We start from the raw sequence: 25,678 nt of genomic DNA on the forward strand, positions 1-25,678 counted from the left end.
CCCAAATGAACGAAGCAGTACTCACCCATGTCGCCGATCGAATCGGTTTTATCACGCTTAATCGACCAGAAAAGCGGAATGCTTTAAGTCCTGAACTGATTTCCGGTTTGATTGCTGCTTTTGAAGCAATGAAAATCAATGATGAAGTAAAGGTGGTCATCCTTAGGGCGAATGGGAAAGCATTCTGTGCAGGAGCGGATTTGGCTTATTTACAGCAATTGCAGGATTTTACCTTCGAAGAGAATCTGGAAGACAGCCAAAGATTAAGGGGGTTATTTGACCTGATTTACAGTTTTCCCAAAGTTGTCATTGCTGAGATTCAGGGTCATGCTTTGGCAGGAGGTTGTGGGTTGGCAACGGTCTGTGATTTTGCATTCGCTGTTCCAGATGCACTTTTTGGCTACACAGAAGTGGCGATAGGATTCGTGCCGGCATTGGTTTCTGTATTTTTGCAGGAGCAAATCGGAGGTGCCAAAACCCAAGAGTTGTTACTTTCAGGTCAGTTGATTTCCTCTTCAAAAGCTGCAGAATTGGGACTGATTACAGAAGTTGTCTCCTCAGAATTTTTGGAAAAGTCTGTCCGTGATTTTGCGGATAAATTAATTCTTAAGAATTCAACTTTTTCCTTGCGTGAGACGAAACTTCTCTTGAGGGAATTGAACCGAGAATCCCGGGAAAAATCCCTCGATTATGCTGCAGAATTGAATGCAAGAGCAAGGGCTCATCCGGATTGCAAAAAAGGAATCTCAGCTTTCCTTCAAAAAACTAAACCTGAATGGTAAATGCTTCAAAAAGCTAAAGAAATCCTTCAGCAGGTTTTTGGTCACGCTGACTTTAGACCTGTTCAAGACCAGATTATCAAATCAGTCTTGGAGGGGAAGGATACGCTTGCGCTTTTGCCAACGGGTGGAGGAAAATCCCTTTGCTTCCAAATTCCCGGCCTAGTTGCTCCAGGGATTTGCCTAGTGGTAAGTCCCCTGATTGCCTTAATGAAAGATCAGGTAGATGGACTTAAGGCAAAAGGAATAAAAGCTTCAGCCATTTATTCAGGGATGAGTTTGAGAGAGATTGATCGGGTACTTGACAATTGTATCTATGGGGATTATAAATTCTTATATGTTTCTCCAGAGCGATTGAAGTCAGATTTATTCTTAGAGCGCTTTAAGCAGATGAACATCAATCTTATCGCAGTAGATGAAGCGCATTGTATTTCCCAATGGGGATATGATTTTAGACCATCTTACCTGGAGATCGCCGCGATTAGAGTATACCACCCTCAAGTTTCCGTCTTGGCCTTAACTGCTTCGGCCACGCCTCAAGTCTGCGAAGATATTCAGGAAAAGTTGGAGATGAAAAGGCCTAATTTTTTCAGGAAAAGTTTCGCTCGGGAAAATTTGAGCTATAGTGTTCGGTTGATAGAAAACAAACTTGAGAAAGGATTGGAGATTCTGAGTAGAATCCCGGGTTCGGCTATTTGGTATGTGCGAAATCGACAGGCAACTCACCAGATTGCAAAAGCACTTTATCAAATGGGGATTTCGGCTGCAGCCTATCATGCAGGTCTTTCGATGGAAGATCGAAATCAAAAACAGGAGGCATGGAAGACCAATCAGGTTCGGGTTATCGTCAGTACGAATGCCTTTGGAATGGGCATTGATAAGCCGGATGTGCGTGTGGTAATTCATAGTGATATTCCTGAAAATCTTGAAAATTACTATCAGGAAGCCGGCCGTGCCGGAAGGGATGGAAAGAAAGCCTATGCTGTTTTGTTGGCAAATGAGAATGATTTTGAGCAGATCTTAGAGCGGGCGGCTCTCGTTTATCCGCCTGTTGATTTCCTAAGAAAGGTGTATCAATGCCTTGCGAACTACTTTAGGGTCGCTGTTGGAAGTAATATGCTTAGTAGTTTTGATTTTGAATGGAACGAATTTGCTCAGACCTATAACCTGGGAATTCTAGAGACATTTTATGCGCTTAAAGTTTTGGAGGAAGAGGGCTTTATAGGCTTGAGCGAAAGTTATTATTCTCCTTCAAAAATCCATTTTTCGGTAGATCCCTCAAGGCTCTATGAAGTTCAGATTGCTTATGCAAAATTAGATCCGGTGGTAAAAATCATCATGCGAACTTATGGTGGAAATGTATTCTCAGAATACATCACTATCAATGAATCTAAACTTGCAAAAAGCTTAGAAATGAAGGAGCATGATCTGATCAAATCGCTCAAGCAGCTAGAGCAGCTAGAGGTTATGGTCTATGATCAGCGAAAAGACAAACCCCAAATCACTTTTCTAACTCCGAGATATGATGCGGGAAAGCTACCGTTGAACTTTAACCGAATCAAACTAAGGAGGGAACTGACCTTAGAAAAAGCTACAAAAATGGTGGCCTATGGGCATCAAAATCAGATTTGCAGAACGCAATTTATTCAAGAGTATTTCGGTGAAAGTGCTGATAAGGGTTGTGGTATCTGCGATTGGTGCATTTCCGATAGGAAATCAAAGTCCCCAGAAACAGTCGAAATCAAGCTTAAAAACAAGATTGTCGAAACTTTAACCAATCACAGGGAGTTAACAGAACGTCAGGTATTCGATACTTTGAATCTGCCTGCCTCTGAAAAAAACCTAAAAATTCTTCGACTTATGGAGGATGAAGGGATTGTCAACCAACTTGCTTCCGGCAAATTTACTTTAGTAACAAATGGGTAATTTCTTCGATGATTTGTATCAAAAAGTTTTTAAGTCATCGGAAAAGATTCCTTTGAATCATAAGGAAAACTTTGAGTTGAAAGAGCTTGATAATGAAGTAGCAGTGACTTGGTCTAAAAGCACAGAGGGGATTGAAGTTTTGGAAAAAATATACAAAAGCTACGCTTTCAAAAAACTTCAGCTCAATGAATCTCCTCAGGTGCATATCTTGGATTCTAAATATGCAAAAGGCTTTGCGGTGACTTATGAAGAACCGTTGACTCCTAAAACATTTTCTATGCTTTTCTTGGCTTTCGCCCAGCGAGTTTTAGCTTTGGGTTATAAGCAAGTAAGTCTTGATCGCAAATTGGAGGAAATCAATGAGCAGGTGAGATCTACGGAGAAGTTTTATTTCAAGCCTCCCTTGCAAATACCCGAAGAAAATGCCCTAATTTCTCAGCTTTATGGGAATGTGGCTATTGAAAAAATAACCCTTAATAATCAACCTAGTTACTTAAAAATTTTGGCGACCTTTTACTCAGATCGCTTGTATGAGGATCCCAAGCCTTTTGATGAGTTTTTGGATGGATTATTTGAAAAAAGATAAATGGATAGAATAGAATTTAGTAAGCAACTTAGTAAGTATCGGACTCCCTACGAGGAAGAATCAAGTTTCATAAATGATTTTTTGAAATTGACTGAAGATTCACTCGCTTATAAAAGAGAACGATTGGAGGGTCATTTTACTGCCTCAGCTTGGATAGTAAATCGCAAGCGGACGCATACCCTATTGACTCTTCACCGTAAGCTGGGTCGCTGGCTTCAGCTTGGAGGACATGCAGATGGGAATGAAGATTTACTTGAAGTGGCCATGAAAGAAGCTACTGAGGAGAGTGGTCTAAACAGTTTGAGATTTGTGGACGAGACCATTTTTGATTTGGATAAGCATATTATTCCGGAGCGACCGCATGTACCGGAGCACTTTCACTTTGATGTCCGATACATTTTGGAAGCAGATATCGCTGAACCTTTGCAGAAGAATGACGAGAGTATTTCCTTGGCATGGGTTGCCTTTGACTCTGTTCAGGATGTGATTGGATACAATCCGTCAATTATTCGAATGCTTGAAAAAACCAGTAAATCCGAAATTTTATTATAATTCATGCATAAAGCTGATCCTGCGACTCTTGCTCAAGAGTTTGACTTTTCGATTCCTATTCAGATTCGTTTCTCAGATATTGACGGCTATATGCATGTCAATAATGGGGTTTATTTTAGCTATTTTGAGCATGCCCGAGCTGCTTTTCTCAATGATTTCTGTGATTGGAATATCATGGAAGTGGGTACCGTAGTTGGTAGAGTTGAGATCGATTATTTGCGTCCAATCCACCTAGAAGATCAAATTCAAGGATTGGTCAAATGCACCCGATTGGGAAACTCCTCCTTTGACATCGAACAATACTTGATCGGAACTACGAAGCAGGGAGAGTCAGTTACGTTCTCTCATTGCAAATGTGTGATGGTCTCCGTAGATATGAAGACCATGAAGCCGACATCCATTCCTGTGGCGTTCCGTGAGAAACTTTCTCTCAAAGACTGATCTAAAAGGTCTAACCCCTATCTTTGCCCAAAATTTTATTCTGTGAAAAAGCTTTTATTTATAGCCGTGACATTGATTGCGCTGGTAAGTTGTAGTCCTAGTGAAGAAGAATTGATGATCGCTGGAATGGAGAAAATGGATACTCAGTCTTGGAAGGAGGCTATTGCCTATTTTGATCAATTATTAGAGCAAAACCCTGCAAACAGTCAAGCCTTGAATGCAAAAGGAGTTGCGCTTTTTCAACTTGGGGATTTCAAAGAAGCGATTCCGGTTTTCACCGAGGCGATCAAATCAGATTCTTCATCCTACAAACCATGGTTTAACCGTGGTAACTCGAATTTGGAATTAGAGAATTTCAAGGAGTCGGTTTCAGATTATAATATGGCCAATCGACTTGATCCGAACCAAACTGATATTTATTACAATCGTGGCTTAGCGTTGCTTGGCTTGGAGGAATACGAAGATGCACTGCTGGATTTTGATGCTGCACTGCAAGTAAATCCCAATCAGGCATTGGTTTTTTTCAATCGTGGTAAAGCTCAGCTGGGTAATAACGATCCTGCAGGCGCCATGGAATCACTTACCAATGCGGTGAACCTTGATGGGAAAAATGCTGCCGCTTATTACTTGCTGGGAGTCACCCGGATGAGTGCATTGGGTCAGAAAGAAGAAGGTTGTGTTGACTTAAAAATGGCCTATTCATTGGGTTATGAAGAGGCGAAAACTTGGATTGAAGATTTTTGCGACTAATAAATGGCTGAAATTTCAAAAGATTTGCGGCTTGCCAAAAGGCTTTTGGAAGAAGCAAAATTAGTAGCTATTCCGACAGAGACCGTTTATGGTCTTGCAGGGAACGCCTTGAATCCAATGGCTGTTGCAGCGATTTTTGAGACTAAGAAGAGGCCGAGTTTTGATCCTTTAATTATTCATGTTTCGGAACTTTCTAAAGTAGCAACTTACGTCACTGACTTTCCATCACCTCTTCGAAAATTAGCAGAGGAATTTTGGCCAGGACCTTTGACTTTATTATTGCCAAAATCGAGTAAAATCCCCGATTTGGTAACTTCAGGATTGGATCGAGTTGCCATTCGTGTTCCTAATCATCCCCTAACTTTACAATTGCTGACTTCGCTGGATTTCCCTTTGGCAGCTCCAAGTGCAAATCCTTTTGGCTATATCAGTCCTACACTTCCAGCTCATGTTGATGCCCAATTGGGAGATAAAATCCCATTGATTTTGGATGGTGGGCCTTGCGAAGTAGGTTTGGAAAGCACGATTATTGGATTGGAAGGCGATGAAATTACGGTTTATCGATTGGGAGGTCTGGAGATTGATGCGATCGAAGCGGTAGTTGGAAAAGTTTCGATTAAAGATTATAGCTCATCTAATCCACAGGCGCCGGGACTTTTGGAAAGTCACTATGCGCCAAGTACATCTTTTGTTTTGGGAAATCTAGAGGAGTTGATTCCTCTATATATTCAGCGCGGAATTCCATTTGCAGTTTTGTCTTTCTCAAAAAAATGGCAATCTATTTCAAATTTCAAGCAGCTGGCACTTAGTGAAAAAGGAGATTTGAAGGGGGCTGCAGCAAATTTATTTTCCCATATGAGAAAGTTGGATGAGTTAAAAGTTGAGGTTATTTTGGCTGAATTAATGCCTAATATTGGTTTGGGAAAAGCGATAAATGATCGACTTAATAGAGCTTCTGCTAAAAGGTAATTTCTGACTGTTTGGAAATTGACCGAGCTCAAAAGTCGATTTTTCCGTCAATCTTTGATAAATTGAAATTGATATTTTTATAAAAACTTATAAATCCTATTTATGAATCCTAGAATTAAAACTGTAGATAATCTGAGCTTTGAAGGAAAAAAAGCATTGGTCAGAGTGGACTTCAATGTTCCGTTGGATAAGGACTTTAATGTCACAGATGATACGAGAATCCAAGCAGCAATTCCTACAATTGAAAAGATTCTGAATGATGGCGGATCGGCTATTCTAATGTCTCACTTGGGTAGACCAAAGGGTGTTGATGACGATAAGTACTCGCTTCGACATATCGTCTTGACATTGGAAAAAGCATTGGGTAAACCTGTGAAATTTGCTCAAGATTGCATTGGGACAGAGGCTGAGCTTATTGCTGCGGAGTTAAAACCTGGCGAGGTATTACTTTTAGAAAACCTTCGATTCCACAAAGAAGAGGAAAAGGGAGATAAAGAATTTGCGAAAAAGCTTTCAAGACTTGGCGAAATCTATGTAAATGATGCCTTCGGTACAGCTCACCGTGCACATGCTTCCACAGCAGTTATAGCTGAGTTTTTTATCGATAAAGTCTGTGGCTACTTGATGACTTCTGAATTGAAAAATGCAGATAAAGTGCTTGAACACCCTGAGAGACCCTATACTGCGATCATGGGTGGAGCAAAGATTGCGGACAAAATTTTGATCATCGAGCGTTTGTTGGACAAGGTAGATAACCTGATCATCGGAGGTGGAATGTCTTATACTTTTGCAAAAGCACTAGGAGGTACTATAGGGAACTCATTATTGGAAGAAGATAAGTTGAATTTTGTTCTTGAGTTGATGGAAAAGGCTAAGGCAAAAGGAGTTAATTTGATTCTTCCTGAGGATACGGTGATTTCTAATGCTTTTGCCAATGATGCCGAACAGGGATTAGCGGATAAGGGTGAGATTCCTGAAGGTTGGATGGGATTGGATATCGGACCAAAAACCAGAGAAATCTTTGCTGCAACCATTCTTAAATCCAAAACGATTCTTTGGAATGGCCCAATGGGAGTATTTGAAATGGATTCATTTGATAAAGGAACCAAAGCCATAGCCGAGGCAGTAGTAGCTGCTACCAAAGCAGGAGCTTACTCACTCATAGGTGGTGGAGATTCTGCAGCTGCGGTAAACAAGTTCGGTTATGGAGATGATGTTTCATTTGTCTCTACGGGTGGTGGAGCTTTGCTAGAGTATATGGAGGGGAAAATCCTTCCTGGTGTGGCAGCGCTTGAGCCTTAATAAAAAAACATTATAGAAAAGGGCTATTTCGAAAAAATCGAAATAGCCCTTTTTGATTTATGCCACGTGAACCTCTTAAATATTCCCTTAAAACTCAACTTCTACCATTACGGGAAAGTGATCTGAGGGATATTTTTTACCATAGTTGTCAGTTAGTATTCCATGGCGAAGTACTTGAATCTGGCCAGAGACAAAAATATGATCAATGATGCCATCGGGTAATTTCTCCCAGTCGAATCCGGTAAAGGTGCCAGCCGGGCCATAGGATAGATCAGAAATCAATCGTGCATCTTTCCATTGCGGTTGGGTGGTGATCACCGTATAGGCGGGGTTTTCCGGAGTTACATTGAAATCACCCATCCATATCACTGGGAGTTTTTCTTTATTGATTTTTTCGATTTGTTTGAGTACGAGTTTGCTACTTTCTTCACGTGCCTTTTGCCCTATATGATCGTAGTGGATGTTGAAAACATAGAATTCAGTTCCGCTTTGATCAGCAAATTTTCCATAGGTTGAGACTCGGTTTAATGCTGCATCCCATCCCTTACTTGGCTTCTCAGGCGTAGGAGAGAGCCAAAAAGTACCTTGATCCAGTAATTGGTACTTTTTTGAATTGTAGAGAATCGCTGAAAACTCACCTTTATTTTCCCCATCGTCTCTACCGACACCGATATACTTGTAGTCTAGCCCTTCACTCATTTGTGTAAGTTGATGCTGAAGAGCTTCCTGCACACCCAAAAGGTCTATTTGGTGAAATTGAATCAAGTCAATCACATGTGGAAGTCTGTCCTTCCAGAGATTTCCTGTATCATTTGGATTGTCCCAGCGAATGTTAAATGTCGCAAGGTTATGGCTTTGCGCTATTACAGGTGGACTGGAAGAAATAAAAATAATAAGAATTAAAATACTGAAATAAAACGATTTAGGTGTTTTCATAAGCGAAGCGGTTAAACTAAATCTTGTAAATTGGTTTAAGTAATTAAAATTGAGTTTTAATTTCATCAAATAAAATCAAGGATGACTAAAAAGTCCCAATTGGACTGTAATGTTGCAATTAAAGAACAATACTAAATACATGAAAACCTTTTATCCCAAAGACCTATCCACTCAGGAATTCCATGGATTGCTACAAGGAAGTATAGCTCCGAGGCCCATTGCTTTTGCAAGTACCATCGATAAAGAAGGGAATGTAAACCTGAGTCCTTTCAGCTTTTTCAATCTATTCAGCACTAATCCTGCGATTCTAATCTTTTCTCCTTCGCGAAGAGTGAGAGATAATACTACAAAGCATACTTTGGAAAATGTGCTCGAAGTACCAGAAGTGGTCATCCATGTCGTTCATTTTGGATTGGTGGAGCAGATGTCTCTAGCTAGTACAGAATATGGAAAAGGTGTCAGTGAGTTTGACAAAGCAGGCTTGACTCCAGTTCCGTCTCTTGAAGTGAAACCTCCCCGTGTGAAGGAAGCTCATATTGCATTTGAATGCAGAGTAAATGAGGTGAAGTCGCTTGGTGATCAGGGAGGTGCAGGAAATCTAGTAATCTGTGAGGTACTTGTAGCTCATGTCAATGAGGAAGTCATGGATGATCATGGGGTTATCGATCCTTATAAACTAGACGCAGTGGCACGATTAGGTGGAGATTGGTATAGCCGTGCCAGTGGAGACTCACTGTTTAAAATCCCAAAGCCAATCCGGACTCTTGGGATTGGAGTGGATCAGATTCCGGAGGAAATTCGGAATAGCACAATTCTTACCGGGAATAATTTAGGACGATTGGGCAATGTGGAGCAATTACCTAACTCTGCCCAAATAGAAGAATTTGGGAAGTCTGAAATGATTCAAGAAATGCGAGTTCGCTTTAAAAATGATCCAGACTCATGGATTGATCATCTTCACCTTGCAGCCAAAGCTGAATTGGAAGAAGGTGATGTAGAAAAAGCTTGGTTAATCCTGTTACAAAAGCAATAAAAAAAGCGGCCTAAGCCGCTTTTTTTTACTTTATGGTAATATCCTGTGACATCCTTACTTGGATTCCTTGATAGTTTTTTAATTTTTCTACTTGTTGGTAGAGAGGGTAATTCTCTTTCAATTCTCTTTTTAAGAACCCAACCCTCACATTTTCACCCAAATCCTCCATAATCATTTGAAACCAAGGCTTTACTTCAGGATAGTAAACTACTCGATAATCATCACCAGCTTTAATCTTACCAGCGGCAATTTCTATGGCAGTATCCAAACCTCCCAAAACATCCACTAGGCCTCTTTCTTTGGCTTGATTTCCTGTCCAAACTCTACCGGAAGCAACTTCTTTAACTGCCTCAGTACTCATTCCTCTTCCTTCAGCCACTCTCGAAATGAAAGTCTCATAGCCATCTTCAACAGAGCTTTGGATGATCATTCGCTCCACATCAGTCATTGATCTGCCTGCGTTCATAAAGTCAGAAAGTTCACCAGTAGTCACTACATCGGTGGTGATCCCGAGTTTATTATTGAGTAATTCCTGCACGTTGAACATCAACCCGAAAATCCCAATCGAACCTGTGATGGTGTTTGGCTGTGCCACGATTGTATCCGCAGGTGCAGCGATGTAATATCCTCCAGAAGCTGCTACTTCTCCCATAGATACAATTACAGGCTTCACTTTTTTAGCTTCCGCCATTTCTCTCCAGATCACCTCAGAGGCTACAACTGATCCTCCCGGAGAATTCACTCGGAGCACGATCGCTTTGATACTCTCGTTCTTTCTTGCTTTACGGATTTCTGATGCAAATTTTTCAGAGCTAATTGCGCCAGCTGCTTTACCACTTACAATTTCTCCTTCTGCGATGATTACTGCGATTCTATTTGAAGAAGTGATATTTTTCGATTTAGCAGAAGATGCTAGGTCTGTCGCATTGATTTTTGAGATATCATCGTCATCTTCCAGTCCAAGCTTTTCTTTCAATTTGGAATGTACCTGATCTTCATAAAGCAACTCAGTCATCAAACCATAAGTCACAGCATCTGCTGGCTTTCTAACCAACATCAGATTATTGATTTTTTTCAAACTGTCGAAAGCAATTCCTCTCGACTCTGCAATATCCATCAACGCATTGGTGTTGATGTCATCTAAGAAAAACTGGGTTTGAAGTCTGTTTTCAGGGCTCATTTTATCCAAGATGTAGGGCTCAACAGCACTTTTAAATTCGCCTACACGAAACACTTCAGGCTTGATGCCTACTTTTTCAAAGAAACCTTTCAGGAAAATTCCTTCAGAGGCAAAACCATTGAAATCAACACCTCCAATAGGGTTCATATAAACTTCATCAGCGACTGAGGCTAGGTAATAACCACCTTCAGAGAAGGCCTCATCATAAGCGATAATGAATTTCCCAGAGCTTTTGAAATCTTCCAACACCTCTCGAAGCTCTAGTAAATTTGCTTGACCTGCGATGATCAAACCAGTGTTCAGGTAAATACCTTTAATGTTTTCATTCGTTTTTGCCTCATCGATTGCTTTTTTCAAGTTAACTAAACCGGCATTTGCATCACCTCCGAAAGGATTTCCTAAAAATCCAAGATCAAGATTATCCTCGGTGGTCCGCTCTACAAGAGTTCTTCCATTAAGATTCAAGTGGAGAACTGTGTTTTCTTTCACTTTGACCTCCGCATCACCTGCAGAAGAAGCGATGATCCCAATAAAGCCAAACATGACAAGAATACTGAGAATGCTGAAAACAAAAAGACCTACTATGACAGCAAGTACATTTCCTAAGAATTTCATAAGCTAAATTATTTAGGCGCTAAAATAACCTATTTTAGCCCGAGATTACAAAAGGAATTCTACGGAGAAAATGTTCAGTAAGGTTGTTATTATTTTGGGGGGAAATAAAGGGGATCGTGAAGATTTGCTCGAAAAAGCTATTCTTGAGCTTGCGAAGGCTGGAAAATTCATAGGTAAATCTTCAATATATGAAACGGAAGCCTGGGGTGGCGTCGCAAATGGGGCATTTCTCAATCAAGTGGTTCAACTGGAAACGAATCTAAATCCTGAGCAGTTTTTAGAGTTGATCCAAAAAATTGAGTTCAATCTGGGAAGAAAGCGAGACGAACACTGGGGAGATCGCACGATGGATATAGACATTCTCTACTTTGATCAGAGGGTGATTTCAAATTCTTTACTTCAAATCCCACATCCATTTATAGCTCAACGAAGATTTGTCCTAGTGCCATTGGTAGAGGTCTTGCCTAAGTTTATGCATCCTATTTTAGGAAAGAATCATTTGAAACTTTTGGAAGAATGCAAAGACGAGACTAAGGTACTTATTTACAAGCCTTCATAAAAAAAAGCCCACTAGATGCGGGCTTTTAAAAATTTAGAGACCGGAAACTTCAGCCCCGGGGTGGATTTTTTGAACCAAGCCTTGAAGGACTTTTCCAGGTCCGCATTCAACAAACTGAGTTGCCCCATCTTTTACCATGTTTTGCACAGACTGAGTCCATTTTACAGGAGCTGTCAATTGGGCAATAAGGTTAGCTTTTATTTCGTCCACATTAATGATAGCCGTTGTACTTACATTTTGATAAACTGGACAAATCGGGGTATTGAAAGTGGTAGATTCGATTGCGGCCTTTAATTTTTCTGCAGCTGGCTGCATCAAAGGTGAATGAAATGCTCCTCCAACCGGAAGGGGAAGGGCTCTTTTTGCTCCAGCCTCTTTCATTTTAAGGCAAGCGATCTCTATTCCTTTATTCGTCCCTGAGATGACTAATTGGCCTGGGCAATTGTAATTCGCAGGAACTACAATTTCATCTGTAATTGAGGCGCAGATTTCTTCTACCTTTTCATCCGCAAGCCCTAGAATCGCTGCCATCGTGGATGGATTGATTTCGCATGCTTCCTGCATAGCTAATGCTCGTTGGTAAACCAGTTTTAATCCATCTTCAAAAGCCAAAGTACCGTTGGCAACTAAAGCTGAAAATTCTCCTAATGAATGACCCGCAACCATGTCTGGAGCGAAATCTGGAGTAGTCTTGGCCAGTATAACAGAATGTAGAAAAATTGCAGGTTGAGTCACCTTAGTCTGTTTCAACTCTTCAACAGAACCCTCAAACATGATATCAGTGATTCTGAATCCAAGGATTTCATTGGCTTGTTCAAATAATGCTTTTGCCTGTGGATTTTCCTCATAAAGAGCTTTTCCCATTCCGGGAAACTGGGCACCTTGGCCCGGGAAAACAAATGCCTTCATCAAATTGAATTTTGGTTTGAGGCGCAAATATAAACCTTTTCAACAAGTGATTAATTTCGACTTATTCGTCAAAGGTGTTGAAGTGAGCTTGAAACACAGATTTTTTATTTTCGGAAATCCATCTGATAAAGGCCAATACAGCAGGAGAATGCTTTTTTTGCTTTAACCAGATCAATTTCCACATTGCTTTCATCGGCAAGTCCGGATATTTCAAAAGTGTGATTCTATTGTCTTCAATTTCCTGACTCATTGAAAAATTAGAGAGGATTGAGGCTCCCAATCCAGCCATGACTGCCTGCTTTACAGCTTCGTTGGTGGCGAGTTCAAGTTTGCTATCAACTTTGATATCTCGCTCGTTAAAAAATTCTTCCATTTTGACCCTAGTTCCAGAGCCCTTTTCCCTAAGGATAAATGGAATTTTTCCCCACTTGTTATTATCTATTTCTGCTTGAAACTTTGTCGCATGTTCTGGTGCACATGCCAAATACCATTTGTTTTCTTCCAAAGTAATACTGTCAAATGCTACATCATTGGGAGGAGAAACAGAGATTAAGGCTAAATCCGTATTGTTTTCTTGTAGGTGTGCAAGGACACTGTGTCGGTTGGATACTTCCAGACTGATTTCTACATGTGGGTGGAGTTTCATAAAGTCCGCCATCAAATAGGGGATAATATATTTACCAGTAGAAACTGCGGATATCCGTATTTTCCCTGCTAGAAGGCCTTTTAGTTCTAGCATTTTTTGCTCGATTTGATCCACTTCGTCAAAGATCCGATCTGCCATATCTACTAACTCTTGGCCGAATTCAGTGAGATAAATTTGCTTTCCAATAATCTCTGTGAGCGGTACTTCGAATTGCTCTTGGAGATTTTTTAATTGAATGGAAACTGCCGGCTGAGTCATATTTAATGACCTTGCAGCACTGGTAATGCTTTCTTGAGTGGAAATAGCCTTAAGTGCACGGAGCTGAGTTAGTGAAATATTCATAAGTAAATTATATACAAAAACCAGTACGAATAAAAAAACTTTATGGTTTAGTTTTTTTTTCCTGTTTTTCCTTTAAATATTTGTTGCATGGATTTTCAGATACTTATCAACAACATAACGAATCCGAGTTTACTGTTTTTCGTTTTGGGGATCTTGGCAGTTCGGTTCAAAAGTGATCTGGAGATACCTCCCAGCAGTTCCAAGTTTATAGCCTTATACTTGATGCTTTCGATTGGGTTTAAAGGAGGTCAAGAACTTTCCCATAGTAGTTTTGATTTAAGTATTTTTTGGGCTTTAGTATTTGGAATTTCACTTTCAGCTCTGGTTCCTATTTACACGTTTTTCATTCTTAAAAGAAAGCTGAATGTTTCAAATTCTGCAGCTATTGCAGCAGCATATGGTTCTATCAGTGCGGTTACTTTTGTGGCAGCAGTTGCATTTTTGGATCTTCAGGGTGTTCCATTTGGAGGTCATATGGTGGCAGTGATGGCTTTGATGGAGGCTCCGGCAATTATTTCCGGTGTGATCTTGCTTCAGAAATATTCAGATCAAAAACCCGAAGGAGGCCTAAAAAAGATTGTAATCCATGCATTTACTAATGGAAGTGTGCTCTTAATCTTGGGGAGTTTGGTGATAGGATTGATTGCAGATGAGAAGCAAGCCGAAGGAATTAAGCCTTTCGTAACAGATATTTTCAAAGGATTTTTAGCTGTTTTCCTTTTGGATATGGGAATTCGAAGCGGTAAAAAGCTAAAGACTTTTTTCAAATACGGTTATTTTTCTACGGTTTTTGCAATCCTGATTCCGCTTGTTAATGGGGTTTTGGTAGCATTCCTGAGCTACTGGGTAGCAGACGCAGATGGAGACCGGTTTATATTTGCCATTCTAGCAGCCAGTGCATCTTATATCGCTGTGCCTGCCGCAATGAAGCTTGCAAATCCAGAAGCAGACGAAGGTCTGTATATCCCAATGGCATTGGCAATCACATTTCCTTTCAATATCACATTAGGAATGCCTATCTATTGGATGATCATTCAAGCGTTTTAAAGCCAAATTATTCAATAGAGTTTCTAATTAATATTTCGGTTTTAAACAGGTATGTTTTCTTTGGTGAGAAATTTGGCCTTTTCTTCAGGACTAGGAAGCCTGCACGTATTCTTTTTTCCGAACCAACTGTATCGATTCTTAGCAATCCAATCGTAAATAGGGTCACGAAGCCCCTTTGGTAGATAAATCAATGGATATAAGCCTGGCCATAGTCCAGAGAGGTTCTTTGCTATCTTGAGTGCGGCTGTACTTTTGTAAAAAATCTCCTTGTTCTCAAGAAGTACAAGCGAGTCCAAATAATCTTTCTTAACCTCAAATTCAGAAAGCACCTTTTTGCTTATGGCATCTTGCAATGCTCCCACTAGGAACTTTCCCTTTTTATCTCTTTTGATGATAAAATCTATGGAAGCATTGCAAAGGTTGCAGACTCCATCAAAGAAAATGATGGATTTGGAACTTGTCATCTTAAGATTTGAATAGTTCCTTTTAGATTTTGTTCCTGCTTGCTAGGATCCAACACATCGAATTTGACTGATCCGGAGTAGAAATATGTTCCTGCTGGAAGATCATTTCCATTCTTGTCTTTTCCGTCCCAGCGAATGAAGATGTCGTTTTCGTTTGACTCTAAGCTATTGTAGCTAAATACCTCGGCTCCCCAACGATTGACTATGAAAATCTCAACTCCGATAACAAATCTTGGACATTTTGAGAATGGATTGTCAAAGGCAATGAAGGTGTCATTATTTCCATCCCCATTTGGAGTGAATGCATTAGGCAATTCATAGTATGGGCAATTGTTCACACATACTATATTGCTTGGTTCACTTTCATTTCCAGATCTATCCACAGCCGTGATATAATAACATCCTCTGAAATTCGATAGGTTATTGATTCTGGTTTCTAATTCCAAAGCGGAAAGTTCAGCCACTAATTCAAACTGACCGTCTTCACCGTCTTCAGTGAAATACAGTTTATAACCACTTAGTTGGTCATCACAATCTCCACTGAAATCGGGAGTCCAACTCAAATCATGGTAATAAGTTGTCGTGTTGCAAGAAACTTCAGCTAAGTATTCCTCGCATACAGGACCTTCAAAAGTTAATACTGGAGGACATGGCAATCGATTATCATCAGGTTTGGCACAAACTATTTGAGATTTATTTTCGAGTGGGTAAATAAGTCCCGCCACATTGTAAGAACCTTTGGTAATTACATAATAGCAGTACTCTATATCTTTCTCTAAAGCCACGCCATTGAAGCTACCATCATCGAAGTAGGTAAAGCCATCCTGAGTTACATCCACTTCAGCTATTTTGACAAAAGTGTCTGCATCTTGGGCTTCTGCATCAGTCCTGTTTCGATACACATCATGTTTAAACTCCTGAACAGAATTATTCCAAGGTACTGTAAATTCCCAATTTAACTCAATGGCTTGATTGATAATGGTTGGTTCTAATCGAACTGATGAAGCGGAAGAAGAACTGTCTATTTTGGTTCCCCGATCAAGAAGGACTACTTTGTAATTGTGAACTAAATCCGCGGTGTTTATTCCGGTATCTGTAAACAATGTATCTGCCGTGATTCCTAGTGAAACAGCACCCGAGTTGCCCGTGAAGCCGGTTCTTCTGTACAATTCATATGTGAATGGACCGGGATATTGAGTTCGATCAATATCATAAGGAGGAGTCCATTTTACAAAAATCTCACCATTTGCTGGGTCTGTAGCCTCAATACTAACATTCGTAATGATAGGTACGTCCACGTCGATAGTGATGCAAATTTCCTCTGAAACTATGCTCTCACCAGCGCGTGGCTGGGGATAATCTGCCACTAATCGATAGCAATAAGTATTTCCAGGAGCTAGTCCCTCACCGCCATTCTCATCTAAGAAACTGAAGATTTCCATATTCGTGGTTCCTATCAGTTCGTAACCAGCTCTGATTCCGGTTTCACAACTATCCGGCATGTAAGGGTCCGAATTGATTCGTCTCCAGACTTGCATTTCCTGCGCCGAATTCGCGCAAACATAAGGATCCCAGTTCAATTCTACAGATCTTCCAGTTCCTTGTTCGATTTCATTGAAGACAGGAGGTGGACCAATGACTTTGATTCGCCATGTTTTAATATCAACCAAGGAAGGTCCGGAACTTGGATCATCGGAGATTCGAACACGGACTTCATATTCCCTAGCTCGTACGTGGTTGCAAACTGTCTGCCAACTGAAATTCACAATCCCAGGGCTAGCTTGAAAGACACTTTCAGGAGAATAGGTAGCTGGAGAGGCATTGATTTCGATGGGTTCGCCAAAAATTTCAATTCGAATAGGATCTCCATCTGGATCTTGACCTTGGATAATCTCTTCAATTAAAGTGCCCGCCTCTACACAAAGATCAGGAGGTAGAATCAATTCCGGTCTTCGGTTATTTGAATTCTCGATAATGATCTGCATGTCTCTTACGACATAGCCGATCAACTCGTATTTCCCGTTTAATTTCCGATATTCTTTAATTAAAAACGCGACGTTAAATTGGCCGGCAGTCCCGGGAGCGTCCCAAATTAAATCTCCAAAAATAGGATCAACTCTCAAAAAAGGAGGGACTGAACCATCTTCCTGGCTAAAGCTGAATTCGTTTGTTGCAGGACTTCTATAGTTATTTACTGTTCTTTGGAAATCTTGATTTGGAACACCCAACTCATAAGCTAAACTATCTCCATCTGGATCATAAGCACCTGGGTTGTGAATAAACCGAACATTCACTGCACCATTATCTACCGGTGGAATTGTCAAAACAGGTGAATTGTTGACACCTATAAATGGGTCAATGGTAATCTGGGTTTCCACATAAAAAGGAGTATCCACCGAATTATCCATATTCAAAGTCTTGTCATTTCGATTAAATTCCTGAAAACGGATGGTGTATTGCCCTGGACCTTGGAAGGTATGTGTAATTACAAAAGTGTTTTTCTCAATTTGATCACCTAAGCTTTCTACCAAAGAGAAATCACTTTCGGTATTTAATTGCTCTTCTCGTCCATCTCCAAAATTGATAATACCTGGACCAAAAACCACGCTTGATCTGGTATCAGTGTAACCAACAACTACTATGCGGTAGGTTAAAGTTTGAACTGAAATTCGCTCAGCAATTATTTCTCCTGCCCTAATGTGGGTGGCCCAGACATTTGTGAGTCCTGCGAAGAAAAATAAAATAAAAATACCTAGTATGACTTTAAGCTTCATGTTGATTAAATTCTTTACTATTTCGAAACTACTTAACGGAACAAAAGTTGAATTAATATTTACTTTGGTTCTTTTTCTTTTCCTATACGAAATAAATGGAAGTAAGTAGAAAATCTCCGCAAAATCAAACAATAAAAATAAACAGGAAGTTTTATTCTAAGTTAATTGAGAAATCTACCCACTTCGAATTTCTTTATTTAGAACCTTTTGAAATAAGTAATCAGAATAAGATCGAATTGTTTGCTAGCAGTTCCAAATGTAAATTTGGCAACATAAATCAAAGAATTCGTTCTAATCTAATCGTTAAAATTGTATGAGCTGGGTTACAAAAACCTTGAGTAGCACACTAGGAAGGAAATTGATCATGGCATTGACCGGACTTTTCCTGATTCTGTTTTTGACAGGTCACGTTTCAGGTAATTTATTGTTGTTTAAAGGTGATGGAGGTGAGGCATTTAATATTTATGCCAAATTCATGACCACAAATCCCGCAGTAAAATTACTTTCGTATGTGACTTATATTTCAGTAATAGGCCACGTCATCTATTCAATCATCCTGACGCAGGTCAACAAATCCTCAAGACCTGTAGGTTATGCCACGTCAAATGCTTCTAAAAGCAGTTCTGCGGCATCCAGAAACATGGGGATATTGGGAACGATCATTTTGATCTTTCTTGTAATACACATGCAAAGCTTCTGGTACCAAATGCATTGGGGAGAAGTTCCATTTGTAACTTATGAAGGAGAGCAATACAAAGACCTATTTTCTATAGTGACTTTCGCATTTCAAAATGAATTGATGGTTGCAGGATATGTCGTCGCAATGGCTTTTCTTTCTTTCCACCTTTCGCATGGATTTGCAAGTGCATTTCAAACCTTAGGATTGAATCATAAGAAATATACCCCAGCTATTGAAGTCTTGGGAAGAATATATAGCATTCTAGTGCCGATTTTATTTGCTAGTATGCCGATTTACATCTATTTCACATCACAGAGCTAATAATAGTCCCGTATGATACTAGATTCCAAAATACCTGCTGGCCCATTGGAAGAAAAATGGACCAAGCATAAGTTTAACAGTAAGCTGGTAAACCCAGCCAACAAAAGAAAGTACGATGTCATCGTAGTAGGAACAGGTTTAGCTGGAGCATCTGCTGCCGCTTCCCTTGCGGAGTTGGGGTACAATGTAAAGGCCTTTTGTTTCCAAGATAGTCCAAGAAGGGCGCACTCTATTGCTGCTCAAGGTGGGATTAATGCTGCGAAAAATTATCAGAATGACGGTGACTCAATCTTTAGACTTTTCTATGACACTATCAAAGGCGGTGACTATAGATCACGAGAAGCCAATGTGTACCGTTTAGCTCAAGTTTCAGTAAATATCATAGACCAGTGTGTTGCGCAAGGAGTTCCTTTTGCCAGAGAATATGGCGGGTTACTTGCCAACCGTTCATTTGGTGGAGCACAGGTTTCCAGAACCTTCTATGCAAGGGGTCAAACGGGACAGCAGTTGCTTTTAGGGGCTTATTCTGCGCTTAGCCGACAAGTAGCTAATGGAAAAGTAAAGCTTTTCCCAAGAACAGAAATGATGGATCTAGTGATGGTGGATGGGCATGCCCGTGGTATTGTGACTAGAAATCTAATCACTGGTGCAGTGGAGACTCATGCAGCCCACGCAGTGCTATTATGTACTGGAGGATATGGAAATGTATTTTTCCTTTCTACCAATGCAATGGGATCCAATGTGACTGCAGCATGGAGAGCTCACAAAAAAGGAGCTTTATTTGCCAATCCTTGTTTTACTCAGATTCACCCAACTTGTATTCCAGTTTCAGGTGATCATCAATCGAAATTGACATTGATGTCAGAATCACTTCGAAACGATGGTAGAGTATGGGTACCGAAAACTGTGGAGACTGCTGAAAAACTTCGTAAAAAGCAGATAAAGCCTGCAGATATTAAGGAGGATGATCGGGATTATTTCCTAGAGCGAAAATATCCAAGCTTTGGAAACTTAGTTCCTCGAGATGTAGCCTCAAGAAATGCAAAATATGTTTGTGATGAGGGTCGTGGAGTAAACGAAACTGGTGAGGCTGTTTTCCTTGATTTTAGGGATGCCATCGCAAGAGATAGTGAGGATACAATCAGGGCTAGGTACGGTAACTTATTTGATATGTATCAGCAGATTACAGGTGAGAATCCTTACAAAACCCCGATGATGATCTATCCAGCAGTTCACTATACAATGGGTGGACTATGGGTTGATTATAATTTAATGACCAATATTCCTGGCCTATACGCTTTGGGAGAAGCTAATTTCTCTGACCATGGCGCTAATAGACTTGGAGCATCGGCATTGATGCAAGGACTTGCTGACGGATATTTCGTAGTCCCTTACACTATAGGTGATTATTTGGCCCAAACTCCCCCAAAGAAGGTAGATGAGTCACATCCTGCTTTTGCAGAGGCAGTTGACAAAGTAAAAGGCGGAATCAATCAGCTTTTAAATATTAAAGGTTCTAAAACGGTAGATCACTTCCACAAGCGTTTGGGAAAAATCATGTGGAATGAGTGTGGAATGGCACGAACTGCAGAAGGACTGAAAGAAGCCAAAAAAGCTATCAAAGCATTGAAAAAGGAATTCTGGTCAGATGTGAAAGTACTCGGAGAAAATGAAGAACTTAACCAATCGCTTGAAAAAGCGAATAGAGTTGCAGATTTCATCGAACTGGGCGAGCTAATGATTGATGATGCCTTAAATAGAAATGAATCTTGTGGAGGACACTTCAGAGAAGAGTATCAAACTCCGGAAGGAGAGGCGCTTCGAGACGATGAGAATTATGCTTACGTAGCAGCTTGGAAATTCATGGGTGAGGATCAAGAAGAAGAATTAGTGAAAGAGCCTTTGGAATTCGAGAACGTGAAGCTCACACAGCGTTCCTATAAATAACCTTAAGACAAAAATTCATAGCTATATGAAATTAACATTAAAAATATGGAGACAAAAAAACGCCTCAGATAAAGGCGGTTTTGCGACTTATCCAGTGGACGGTATCTCTACAGACATGTCTTTTCTTGAGATGTTGGATGTATTGAATGAAGAATTAACAGAAAAAGGAGAAGACCCGGTTCATTTTGACCATGATTGTAGAGAAGGTATCTGCGGGATGTGTTCGCTCTATATCAATGGTAATCCTCACGGACCTCTTCAGACTACAACCTGTCAGCTCCACATGCGGTCTTTTTCTGATGGGGAAACTATTACAATCGAGCCATGGAGAGCTAAAGCTTTCCCAGTTGTAAAGGACTTAGTAGTAAATCGTTCTGCTTTTGACCGGATTATCCAAGCAGGTGGATATGTTTCAGTCAACACTGGCGGTGTCCCGGATGCAAATGAAATCCCAATTCCTAAAACTATTGCGGATGAGGCATTTGATGCAGCGACTTGTATAGGTTGTGGAGCTTGTGTCGCTGCTTGTAAAAACGCTTCAGCTATGCTCTTTACGTCTGCAAAAATCTCTCAATTAGCACTGCTTCCTCAAGGGAAAGTGGAGCGAAAGACCAGAGCAGAAAAAATGATTGCCCAGATGGATTCAGAGGGATTTGGTGCTTGTACTAATACAGGGGCCTGTGCAGCAGAATGTCCAAAGGGAATCAGCCTCACTAATATTGCTAGAATGAATCGAGAATATTTCTCCGCGGTTGTTAGCAGCGACAATATGTAATAAAAATAAAAATTCAAGTAAAAGCCGGCGAGAGTCGGCTTTTTTTATGAAAACTCAAATTTGATTGAGCTTTAATTGTAGATGTCTTGCGGAAAGAGAAAGGTTCGTAATTGTTAATTAGACTGAGATAATTTAAATTTTTTAGCGTATTTTAGTTTAAATCTGTTTCTCGATTTCGGACTCGGATTTGACCTATATTAAGGAGAATTTTAAATTCTATTTTTACCAACAAGTTTTTATCCAAAATGAAAGACACAAAGTTTTTAACTAGTATCACCCTATTTATTTTCTTGTTTTTCACTTCTTTTAAAACTTTAACTGATTCGAGTGATCCCAGTCAGGAAAATCAGAATTCTGCTGATGTGGTTATTTATGGTGGAACTTCCGCAGGTATCACCGCAGCAATTCAAACTGCAAGATTCGGAAAATCTGTACTACTTATAGAGCCTTCAAACCGCCTTGGAGGACTTACTACAGGAGGACTTGGGCAGACGGATATTGGTAATAAGCAAGTTGTAGGAGGGATTGCGCGTGAGTTTTACCGAAATATTAAATCCCATTACGAAGATCCGGCAAGTTGGGTATGGGAAGAGAAATCTGACTATATCGATGGAGGACAAACCCGCTCTGGGAAAGACGAGGATGCGATGTGGACATTCGAGCCCTCCGCAGCACTAAAAATATATCATGCGATGTTGGATGAGTTAGATATTACGGTTATCTACAACCAGCAATTGAACAGAGCAAGTGGCGTGACTAAAGTTAAGAATGCTATTACTTCCATTAAAATGGAATCGGGAGAAATATATTACGGTAAAGTATTTATTGATGCTACTTACGAAGGTGACCTTATGGCGAGTGCCGGATTGTCTTATACGGTTGGAAGGGAGTCCAATTCACAATATGGAGAAACCTTAAATGGGGTTCAAGCCAACGAAAGGAGTCAAACACTTTTGGGAACTGTATCAAATAATAGTGTTTACCATAATTTTATTGATGGGGTAGACCCTTATGTTAGGAAGGGCGATTCTTCAAGTGGGCTTTTACCTTTCATTACGGAAGGAGGTTCAGGTGTAGATGGGCAGGGTGACAATAGAATTCAGGCTTATTGTTTCCGAATGACTTTGACTGACCATCCCGACAATCGAATTCCTTTTAGGAAGCCCGAAAATTATAAGGAACTAGACTATGAGTTGCTATTTCGGAATTATGAGGCTGCTCTAGGGCCGATTGAAAAGATGTATTCCTATGGTGATCCGTTAGTGCCTTGGATCAATTCCGCAATGCCCAATCGCAAAACAGACACAAACAATCAAAAAGGATTTTCAACTGACTTTATCGGACAAAACTGGGACTATCCGGAAGCATCCTATGCGGAGCGTGAAAAAATAGTGGCTAGACATCGAGATTATCAGCAAGGACTAATGTGGACATTGGCTTACCATCCTCGGATTCCGAAAAAAGTTCGGGATAAGGTCTCGCAGTGGGGGACCTGTAAAGATGAATACAACCAAGAAGATGGTTGGCAACAACAATTGTATATAAGAGAAGCCAGGCGAATGATCAGCGACTATGTAATGTCTCAAAAAAACTGTGAGGGAATTGAAGTTGTAACTGATCCTGTTGGAATGGCTGCCTATGGGATGGACTCACATCAAGTGAAGCGCTATGTGAATTCGGATGGCTTTGTGTCTAACGAAGGAAATGTAGAAGCTCATGTCAAAGCTCCTTTTCCAATTAGTTTTCGGTCAATTGTACCTAAAAAGGAAGAGTGTGTAAACCTACTTGTTCCTGTTTGTTTGAGTGCGTCACATATTGCTTTCGGTTCGATCCGAATGGAACCAGTATTTATGGTGCTAGGTCAAAGTTCTGCAGTGATCGCGAGCATGGCAATAGATGAAAATAAGGCTGTTCAAGATTTAGCATACACAAAGGTTAAGACGAATTTGATTCAGCTTGGACAGATATTGGAATAATAAAATAGCCTAAAATAAAATGGGAAAAATTCTCATCATTTGTGAATTGACTCCCTTTTAAAAAAGATGCTCAAAAGTTTAAAAAAGTAGAGTTTATTTTTTTCAAATTTAAACACTTCAACTCTTCATTAACAAGATTCTTCCTAGCTTCTTTTATTTAGATTATTTATATTTAAAATTGCACTGAATGACCAATTTTAGCTTTTTGATCTTATAAATTTTTTAAAGGGGGCCAATATGCCTAACTTTAAAAAGTCATATTTTAAAGAGATTTTGTTACAAACCAAAGTAAATAATGCATTTAGTGGATCTGGGGATCTTCCTCGCTTACATGCTAGCCATGTTAGGAGTTGGATATTTTTTCATGAAAAAAAATTCAGATCAAGAGGACTACTACGTTGGTGGTAGAAATATCGGTAGCTGGCATATTGGTTTGTCAGTTGTTGCTACTGATGTTGGTGGTGGTTTTTCTATAGGATTAGGCGGACTTGGATTCGCTATGGGGATTTCTGGTTCATGGATGCTTTTTACAGGATTACTCGGTGCCTGGCTTGCAGCTGTTATTTTGATTCCGAGAGTAAAGTCGGATCCGGCTTTCACGAAATTTTTCACATTTCCTCAGATTATTGGACATCTTTATAATTCTACTGCAGCCAAAGTAGCTGCGGTGATTTGTTTTTTAGGATATCTGGGATTCACAGCTTCTCAGCTATTGGCAGGGGCAAAATTGGCTTCCGGGACATTCGAGGGATTTGACTTGCATACAGCACTTTTAATGATGGGAGCAGTAGCCGTTGGTTATACGGTGATGGGTGGATTAAAAGCAGTAATTTATACCGATACGGTTCAGTGGATTATTTTGATGGCAGGCTTGATGTTCATAGGCATTCCAATTTCCTACACCTATGTGGGGGGATGGGAAGCAATTCATAGCGTTTTGCCGCGAGAGTTTTTTAGCTTTTCTAACTTAACATGGCAAGATCTTGCAAATTGGGGGATTACGATTATTCCAATTTGGTTTGTTGGAATGACTCTTTATCAGCGGATTTTTGCGGCACGAGATGTGAAATCAGCAAAAAAGGCATGGTTTATTGCAGGTCTTTTTGAGTGGCCAATTATGGCCATGCTCGGAGTGACTTTGGGTTTGCTTTCTCGAGTTGCAGTCGAGCAAGGAGCCTTAGAGGGATTTACCACCGCCATGGATCCTGAAATGGGTTTACCTGTTTTATTGAGAAATATTTTACCGGTAGGAATCTTGGGTCTGATGATGTCAGCTTATTTTTCGGCGATCTTATCTACTGCAGACTCCTGCCTTATGGCAGCTTCGGGTAATTTGACTACGGATCTCCTTGATCGTTTTTTTGCTGGAAGATCACTAAAAAGTCAAATCAGATTTAGTCAATTCTTCACGTTTGTGATTGGTGTAGTGGCGATATTCATTGCATGGCAAATGACTGAAGTGCTTAGCCTGATGTTGTATTCCTATGCTTTTATGGTTTCGGGATTACTTGTTCCTGTTGTAGCTGGATTATTTTTCAACCAGCGAAATTCCACTGCAGCGATTTCTGCGATGATTTCAGGAGGAACATTAACGGCTGTATTGGGTTTCTTTACTATATCCCTTCCTTTTGGATTGGATGCTAATCTTTTTGGATTGACACTTTCTTTAATTACATTTTGTTTCATCACTAGACTTCAAAAGAAAAAACACATTTACGTTAAAGCGACATGATTAAAATTGAAACAATTACCACTATTGATAACGCCACTTTCCTTCAGAAAAACGAAATAGCAGATTTTCTTTTTGACCATCTCGGGAAATATGGTGATCCCAAAGAGGATATTATGAAATGTCTTGATTATGCCCTAGATCAAAATCTACATGCCGGTGGATTTGTAGTTCTGGCTAAGGAAAATGGGAAAATCGTAGGAGCATTAGTAATGAATAAAACTGGAATGTCCGGTTATATCCCAGAAAATATTCTGGTCTACATTGCTGTAGATGCAAGTCATCGGGGAAAAGGAATTGGTGGAAAAATAATGGATATGGCTATCAAAATGGCAAATGGCGCGATTGCACTTCATGTGGAGGCAGACAACCCTGCCAAAAAACTTTATGAAAGACTCGGGTTTACGAATAAATATCTTGAAATGAGATTGACGAAATAAG

The 25,678-nt window shown here is 40.1% G+C and carries 23 protein-coding genes; 17 read left to right on the forward strand and 6 right to left on the reverse strand.

What is annotated here, in order from left to right; all coding sequences use genetic code 11:
• The first annotated feature begins 5 nt into the window (after positions 1-5).
• The 8 genes from P8O16_RS06635 to pgk all read left to right on the forward strand — a co-directional run bounded on the left by P8O16_RS06635 (position 6) and on the right by pgk (position 7,305).
• Positions 6-782 (forward strand): enoyl-CoA hydratase-related protein, encoded by a 777-nt coding sequence (locus P8O16_RS06635; RefSeq protein ID WP_300312295.1) that lies wholly within the window; start codon positions 6-8, stop codon positions 780-782.
• Positions 783-2,705: an ATP-dependent DNA helicase RecQ gene (locus P8O16_RS06640; RefSeq protein WP_300312297.1), complete on the forward strand. Its 1,923-nt coding sequence runs from the start codon at positions 783-785 to the stop codon at positions 2,703-2,705.
• Entirely contained in the window at positions 2,698-3,291 is a 594-nt protein-coding gene (locus P8O16_RS06645) for a hypothetical protein (RefSeq protein WP_300312299.1), read from the forward strand. Before P8O16_RS06640 ends, P8O16_RS06645 begins: the two co-directional genes overlap by 8 nt.
• Positions 3,292-3,843: an NUDIX hydrolase gene (locus P8O16_RS06650; protein WP_300312301.1), complete on the forward strand. Its 552-nt coding sequence runs from the start codon at positions 3,292-3,294 to the stop codon at positions 3,841-3,843.
• Positions 3,844-3,846: 3 nt separating this feature from the next.
• Entirely contained in the window at positions 3,847-4,284 is a 438-nt protein-coding gene (locus P8O16_RS06655; RefSeq protein WP_300312304.1) for a thioesterase family protein, read from the forward strand.
• A gap of 114 nt (positions 4,285-4,398) precedes the next feature.
• Complete coding sequence (locus P8O16_RS06660) at positions 4,399-5,034, forward strand: tetratricopeptide repeat protein (protein WP_300312456.1); 636 nt, start codon at positions 4,399-4,401, stop codon at positions 5,032-5,034.
• Between the two features lie 3 nt (positions 5,035-5,037).
• The gene (locus tag P8O16_RS06665) at positions 5,038-6,003 is read left to right on the forward strand and encodes an L-threonylcarbamoyladenylate synthase (RefSeq protein ID WP_300312307.1); all 966 of its coding nucleotides are present in this window, start codon (positions 5,038-5,040) and stop codon (positions 6,001-6,003) included.
• Positions 6,004-6,105: 102 nt separating this feature from the next.
• Entirely contained in the window at positions 6,106-7,305 is a 1,200-nt protein-coding gene (gene pgk / locus P8O16_RS06670) for a phosphoglycerate kinase (protein ID WP_300312310.1), read from the forward strand.
• Positions 7,306-7,392: 87 nt separating this feature from the next.
• Here the strand turns inward: pgk and P8O16_RS06675 are convergent, their stop codons facing one another.
• The gene (locus P8O16_RS06675; RefSeq protein WP_300312312.1) at positions 7,393-8,241 is read right to left on the reverse strand and encodes an endonuclease/exonuclease/phosphatase family protein; all 849 of its coding nucleotides are present in this window, start codon (positions 8,239-8,241) and stop codon (positions 7,393-7,395) included.
• A gap of 139 nt (positions 8,242-8,380) precedes the next feature.
• Here P8O16_RS06675 and P8O16_RS06680 point away from each other — a divergent pair, with 139 nt between their 5' ends.
• On the forward strand, positions 8,381-9,274 hold the full coding sequence (locus tag P8O16_RS06680) for a flavin reductase family protein (RefSeq protein WP_300312315.1): 894 nt from the start codon (positions 8,381-8,383) through the stop codon (positions 9,272-9,274).
• 25 nt (positions 9,275-9,299) lie between these two features.
• On the opposite strand, the gene sppA is transcribed toward P8O16_RS06680, so the two are convergent.
• Positions 9,300-11,069 carry a signal peptide peptidase SppA gene (gene sppA, locus P8O16_RS06685; protein ID WP_300312318.1) on the reverse strand — a complete coding sequence of 590 codons (1,770 nt, stop codon included), beginning with the start codon at positions 11,067-11,069 and terminating at the stop codon, positions 9,300-9,302.
• 70 nt (positions 11,070-11,139) lie between these two features.
• On the opposite strand from sppA, the gene folK reads away from it, so the two are divergent.
• A complete protein-coding gene (folK, locus tag P8O16_RS06690; RefSeq protein ID WP_300312321.1) occupies positions 11,140-11,628 on the forward strand; it encodes a 2-amino-4-hydroxy-6-hydroxymethyldihydropteridine diphosphokinase in 489 nt (162 codons plus the stop codon).
• Between the two features lie 33 nt (positions 11,629-11,661).
• Here the strand turns inward: folK and fabD are convergent, their stop codons facing one another.
• A complete protein-coding gene (gene fabD, locus P8O16_RS06695; RefSeq protein ID WP_300312324.1) occupies positions 11,662-12,537 on the reverse strand; it encodes an ACP S-malonyltransferase in 876 nt (291 codons plus the stop codon).
• Positions 12,538-12,598: 61 nt separating this feature from the next.
• Positions 12,599-13,525 (reverse strand): LysR family transcriptional regulator, encoded by a 927-nt coding sequence (locus tag P8O16_RS06700; protein WP_300312326.1) that lies wholly within the window; start codon positions 13,523-13,525, stop codon positions 12,599-12,601.
• 87 nt (positions 13,526-13,612) lie between these two features.
• Between P8O16_RS06700 and P8O16_RS06705 the strand changes: the two genes are divergently transcribed.
• Positions 13,613-14,572 (forward strand): sodium-dependent bicarbonate transport family permease, encoded by a 960-nt coding sequence (locus P8O16_RS06705; RefSeq protein WP_300312329.1) that lies wholly within the window; start codon positions 13,613-13,615, stop codon positions 14,570-14,572.
• A 41-nt stretch (positions 14,573-14,613) separates the two neighbouring features.
• On the opposite strand, the gene P8O16_RS06710 is transcribed toward P8O16_RS06705, so the two are convergent.
• Both P8O16_RS06710 and P8O16_RS06715 read right to left on the reverse strand, forming a co-directional pair.
• Positions 14,614-15,036, reverse strand: coding sequence for a thiol-disulfide oxidoreductase DCC family protein (locus tag P8O16_RS06710; protein ID WP_300312332.1), 423 nt, complete (start codon positions 15,034-15,036; stop codon positions 14,614-14,616).
• Positions 15,033-17,810, reverse strand: a complete 2,778-nt coding sequence (locus P8O16_RS06715) for a gliding motility-associated C-terminal domain-containing protein (RefSeq protein ID WP_300312335.1) — start codon at positions 17,808-17,810, stop codon at positions 15,033-15,035. Before P8O16_RS06715 ends, P8O16_RS06710 begins: the two co-directional genes overlap by 4 nt.
• 313 nt (positions 17,811-18,123) lie before the next feature.
• Here P8O16_RS06715 and P8O16_RS06720 point away from each other — a divergent pair, with 313 nt between their 5' ends.
• From P8O16_RS06720 to P8O16_RS06745, 6 genes are all read left to right on the forward strand, one after another.
• Positions 18,124-18,810 carry a succinate dehydrogenase cytochrome b subunit gene (locus P8O16_RS06720; protein ID WP_300312338.1) on the forward strand — a complete coding sequence of 229 codons (687 nt, stop codon included), beginning with the start codon at positions 18,124-18,126 and terminating at the stop codon, positions 18,808-18,810.
• Positions 18,811-18,822: 12 nt separating this feature from the next.
• Positions 18,823-20,757, forward strand: a complete 1,935-nt coding sequence (locus P8O16_RS06725; RefSeq protein WP_300312341.1) for a fumarate reductase/succinate dehydrogenase flavoprotein subunit — start codon at positions 18,823-18,825, stop codon at positions 20,755-20,757.
• A 25-nt stretch (positions 20,758-20,782) separates the two neighbouring features.
• Entirely contained in the window at positions 20,783-21,532 is a 750-nt protein-coding gene (locus tag P8O16_RS06730) for a succinate dehydrogenase/fumarate reductase iron-sulfur subunit (protein WP_300312343.1), read from the forward strand.
• 245 nt (positions 21,533-21,777) lie between these two features.
• Complete coding sequence (locus P8O16_RS06735) at positions 21,778-23,508, forward strand: FAD-dependent oxidoreductase (RefSeq protein WP_300312346.1); 1,731 nt, start codon at positions 21,778-21,780, stop codon at positions 23,506-23,508.
• 295 nt (positions 23,509-23,803) lie between these two features.
• Positions 23,804-25,240, forward strand: a complete 1,437-nt coding sequence (locus P8O16_RS06740) for a sodium:solute symporter (RefSeq protein WP_300312349.1) — start codon at positions 23,804-23,806, stop codon at positions 25,238-25,240.
• The gene (locus tag P8O16_RS06745) at positions 25,237-25,677 is read left to right on the forward strand and encodes a GNAT family N-acetyltransferase (protein WP_300312352.1); all 441 of its coding nucleotides are present in this window, start codon (positions 25,237-25,239) and stop codon (positions 25,675-25,677) included. Before P8O16_RS06740 ends, P8O16_RS06745 begins: the two co-directional genes overlap by 4 nt.
• The last annotated feature ends 1 nt before the right edge of the window (position 25,678 follow it).

It is taken from the genome of Algoriphagus sp. (assembly GCF_029254265.1).
Taxonomy (GTDB): Bacteria; Bacteroidota; Bacteroidia; order Cytophagales; family Cyclobacteriaceae; genus Algoriphagus.

Bases quoted from the DNA above. Each gene is read 5' to 3' on its own strand.
- P8O16_RS06635 (WP_300312295.1), top strand. From the start codon at position 6: ATGAACGAAGCAGTACTCACCCATGTCGCCGATCGAATCGGTTTTATC.
- P8O16_RS06640 (WP_300312297.1), top strand. From the start codon at position 783: ATGCTTCAAAAAGCTAAAGAAATCCTTCAGCAGGTTTTTGGTCACGCT.
- P8O16_RS06645 (WP_300312299.1), top strand. From the start codon at position 2,698: ATGGGTAATTTCTTCGATGATTTGTATCAAAAAGTTTTTAAGTCATCG.
- P8O16_RS06650 (WP_300312301.1), top strand. From the start codon at position 3,292: ATGGATAGAATAGAATTTAGTAAGCAACTTAGTAAGTATCGGACTCCC.
- P8O16_RS06655 (WP_300312304.1), top strand. From the start codon at position 3,847: ATGCATAAAGCTGATCCTGCGACTCTTGCTCAAGAGTTTGACTTTTCG.
- P8O16_RS06660 (WP_300312456.1), top strand. From the start codon at position 4,399: ATGATCGCTGGAATGGAGAAAATGGATACTCAGTCTTGGAAGGAGGCT.
- P8O16_RS06665 (WP_300312307.1), top strand. From the start codon at position 5,038: ATGGCTGAAATTTCAAAAGATTTGCGGCTTGCCAAAAGGCTTTTGGAA.
- pgk (WP_300312310.1), top strand. From the start codon at position 6,106: ATGAATCCTAGAATTAAAACTGTAGATAATCTGAGCTTTGAAGGAAAA.
- P8O16_RS06675 (WP_300312312.1), bottom strand. From the start codon at position 8,241: ATGAAAACACCTAAATCGTTTTATTTCAGTATTTTAATTCTTATTATT.
- P8O16_RS06680 (WP_300312315.1), top strand. From the start codon at position 8,381: ATGAAAACCTTTTATCCCAAAGACCTATCCACTCAGGAATTCCATGGA.
- sppA (WP_300312318.1), bottom strand. From the start codon at position 11,069: ATGAAATTCTTAGGAAATGTACTTGCTGTCATAGTAGGTCTTTTTGTT.
- folK (WP_300312321.1), top strand. From the start codon at position 11,140: ATGTTCAGTAAGGTTGTTATTATTTTGGGGGGAAATAAAGGGGATCGT.
- fabD (WP_300312324.1), bottom strand. From the start codon at position 12,537: ATGAAGGCATTTGTTTTCCCGGGCCAAGGTGCCCAGTTTCCCGGAATG.
- P8O16_RS06700 (WP_300312326.1), bottom strand. From the start codon at position 13,525: ATGAATATTTCACTAACTCAGCTCCGTGCACTTAAGGCTATTTCCACT.
- P8O16_RS06705 (WP_300312329.1), top strand. From the start codon at position 13,613: ATGGATTTTCAGATACTTATCAACAACATAACGAATCCGAGTTTACTG.
- P8O16_RS06710 (WP_300312332.1), bottom strand. From the start codon at position 15,036: ATGACAAGTTCCAAATCCATCATTTTCTTTGATGGAGTCTGCAACCTT.
- P8O16_RS06715 (WP_300312335.1), bottom strand. From the start codon at position 17,810: ATGAAGCTTAAAGTCATACTAGGTATTTTTATTTTATTTTTCTTCGCA.
- P8O16_RS06720 (WP_300312338.1), top strand. From the start codon at position 18,124: ATGAGCTGGGTTACAAAAACCTTGAGTAGCACACTAGGAAGGAAATTG.
- P8O16_RS06725 (WP_300312341.1), top strand. From the start codon at position 18,823: ATGATACTAGATTCCAAAATACCTGCTGGCCCATTGGAAGAAAAATGG.
- P8O16_RS06730 (WP_300312343.1), top strand. From the start codon at position 20,783: ATGAAATTAACATTAAAAATATGGAGACAAAAAAACGCCTCAGATAAA.
- P8O16_RS06735 (WP_300312346.1), top strand. From the start codon at position 21,778: ATGAAAGACACAAAGTTTTTAACTAGTATCACCCTATTTATTTTCTTG.
- P8O16_RS06740 (WP_300312349.1), top strand. From the start codon at position 23,804: ATGCATTTAGTGGATCTGGGGATCTTCCTCGCTTACATGCTAGCCATG.
- P8O16_RS06745 (WP_300312352.1), top strand. From the start codon at position 25,237: ATGATTAAAATTGAAACAATTACCACTATTGATAACGCCACTTTCCTT.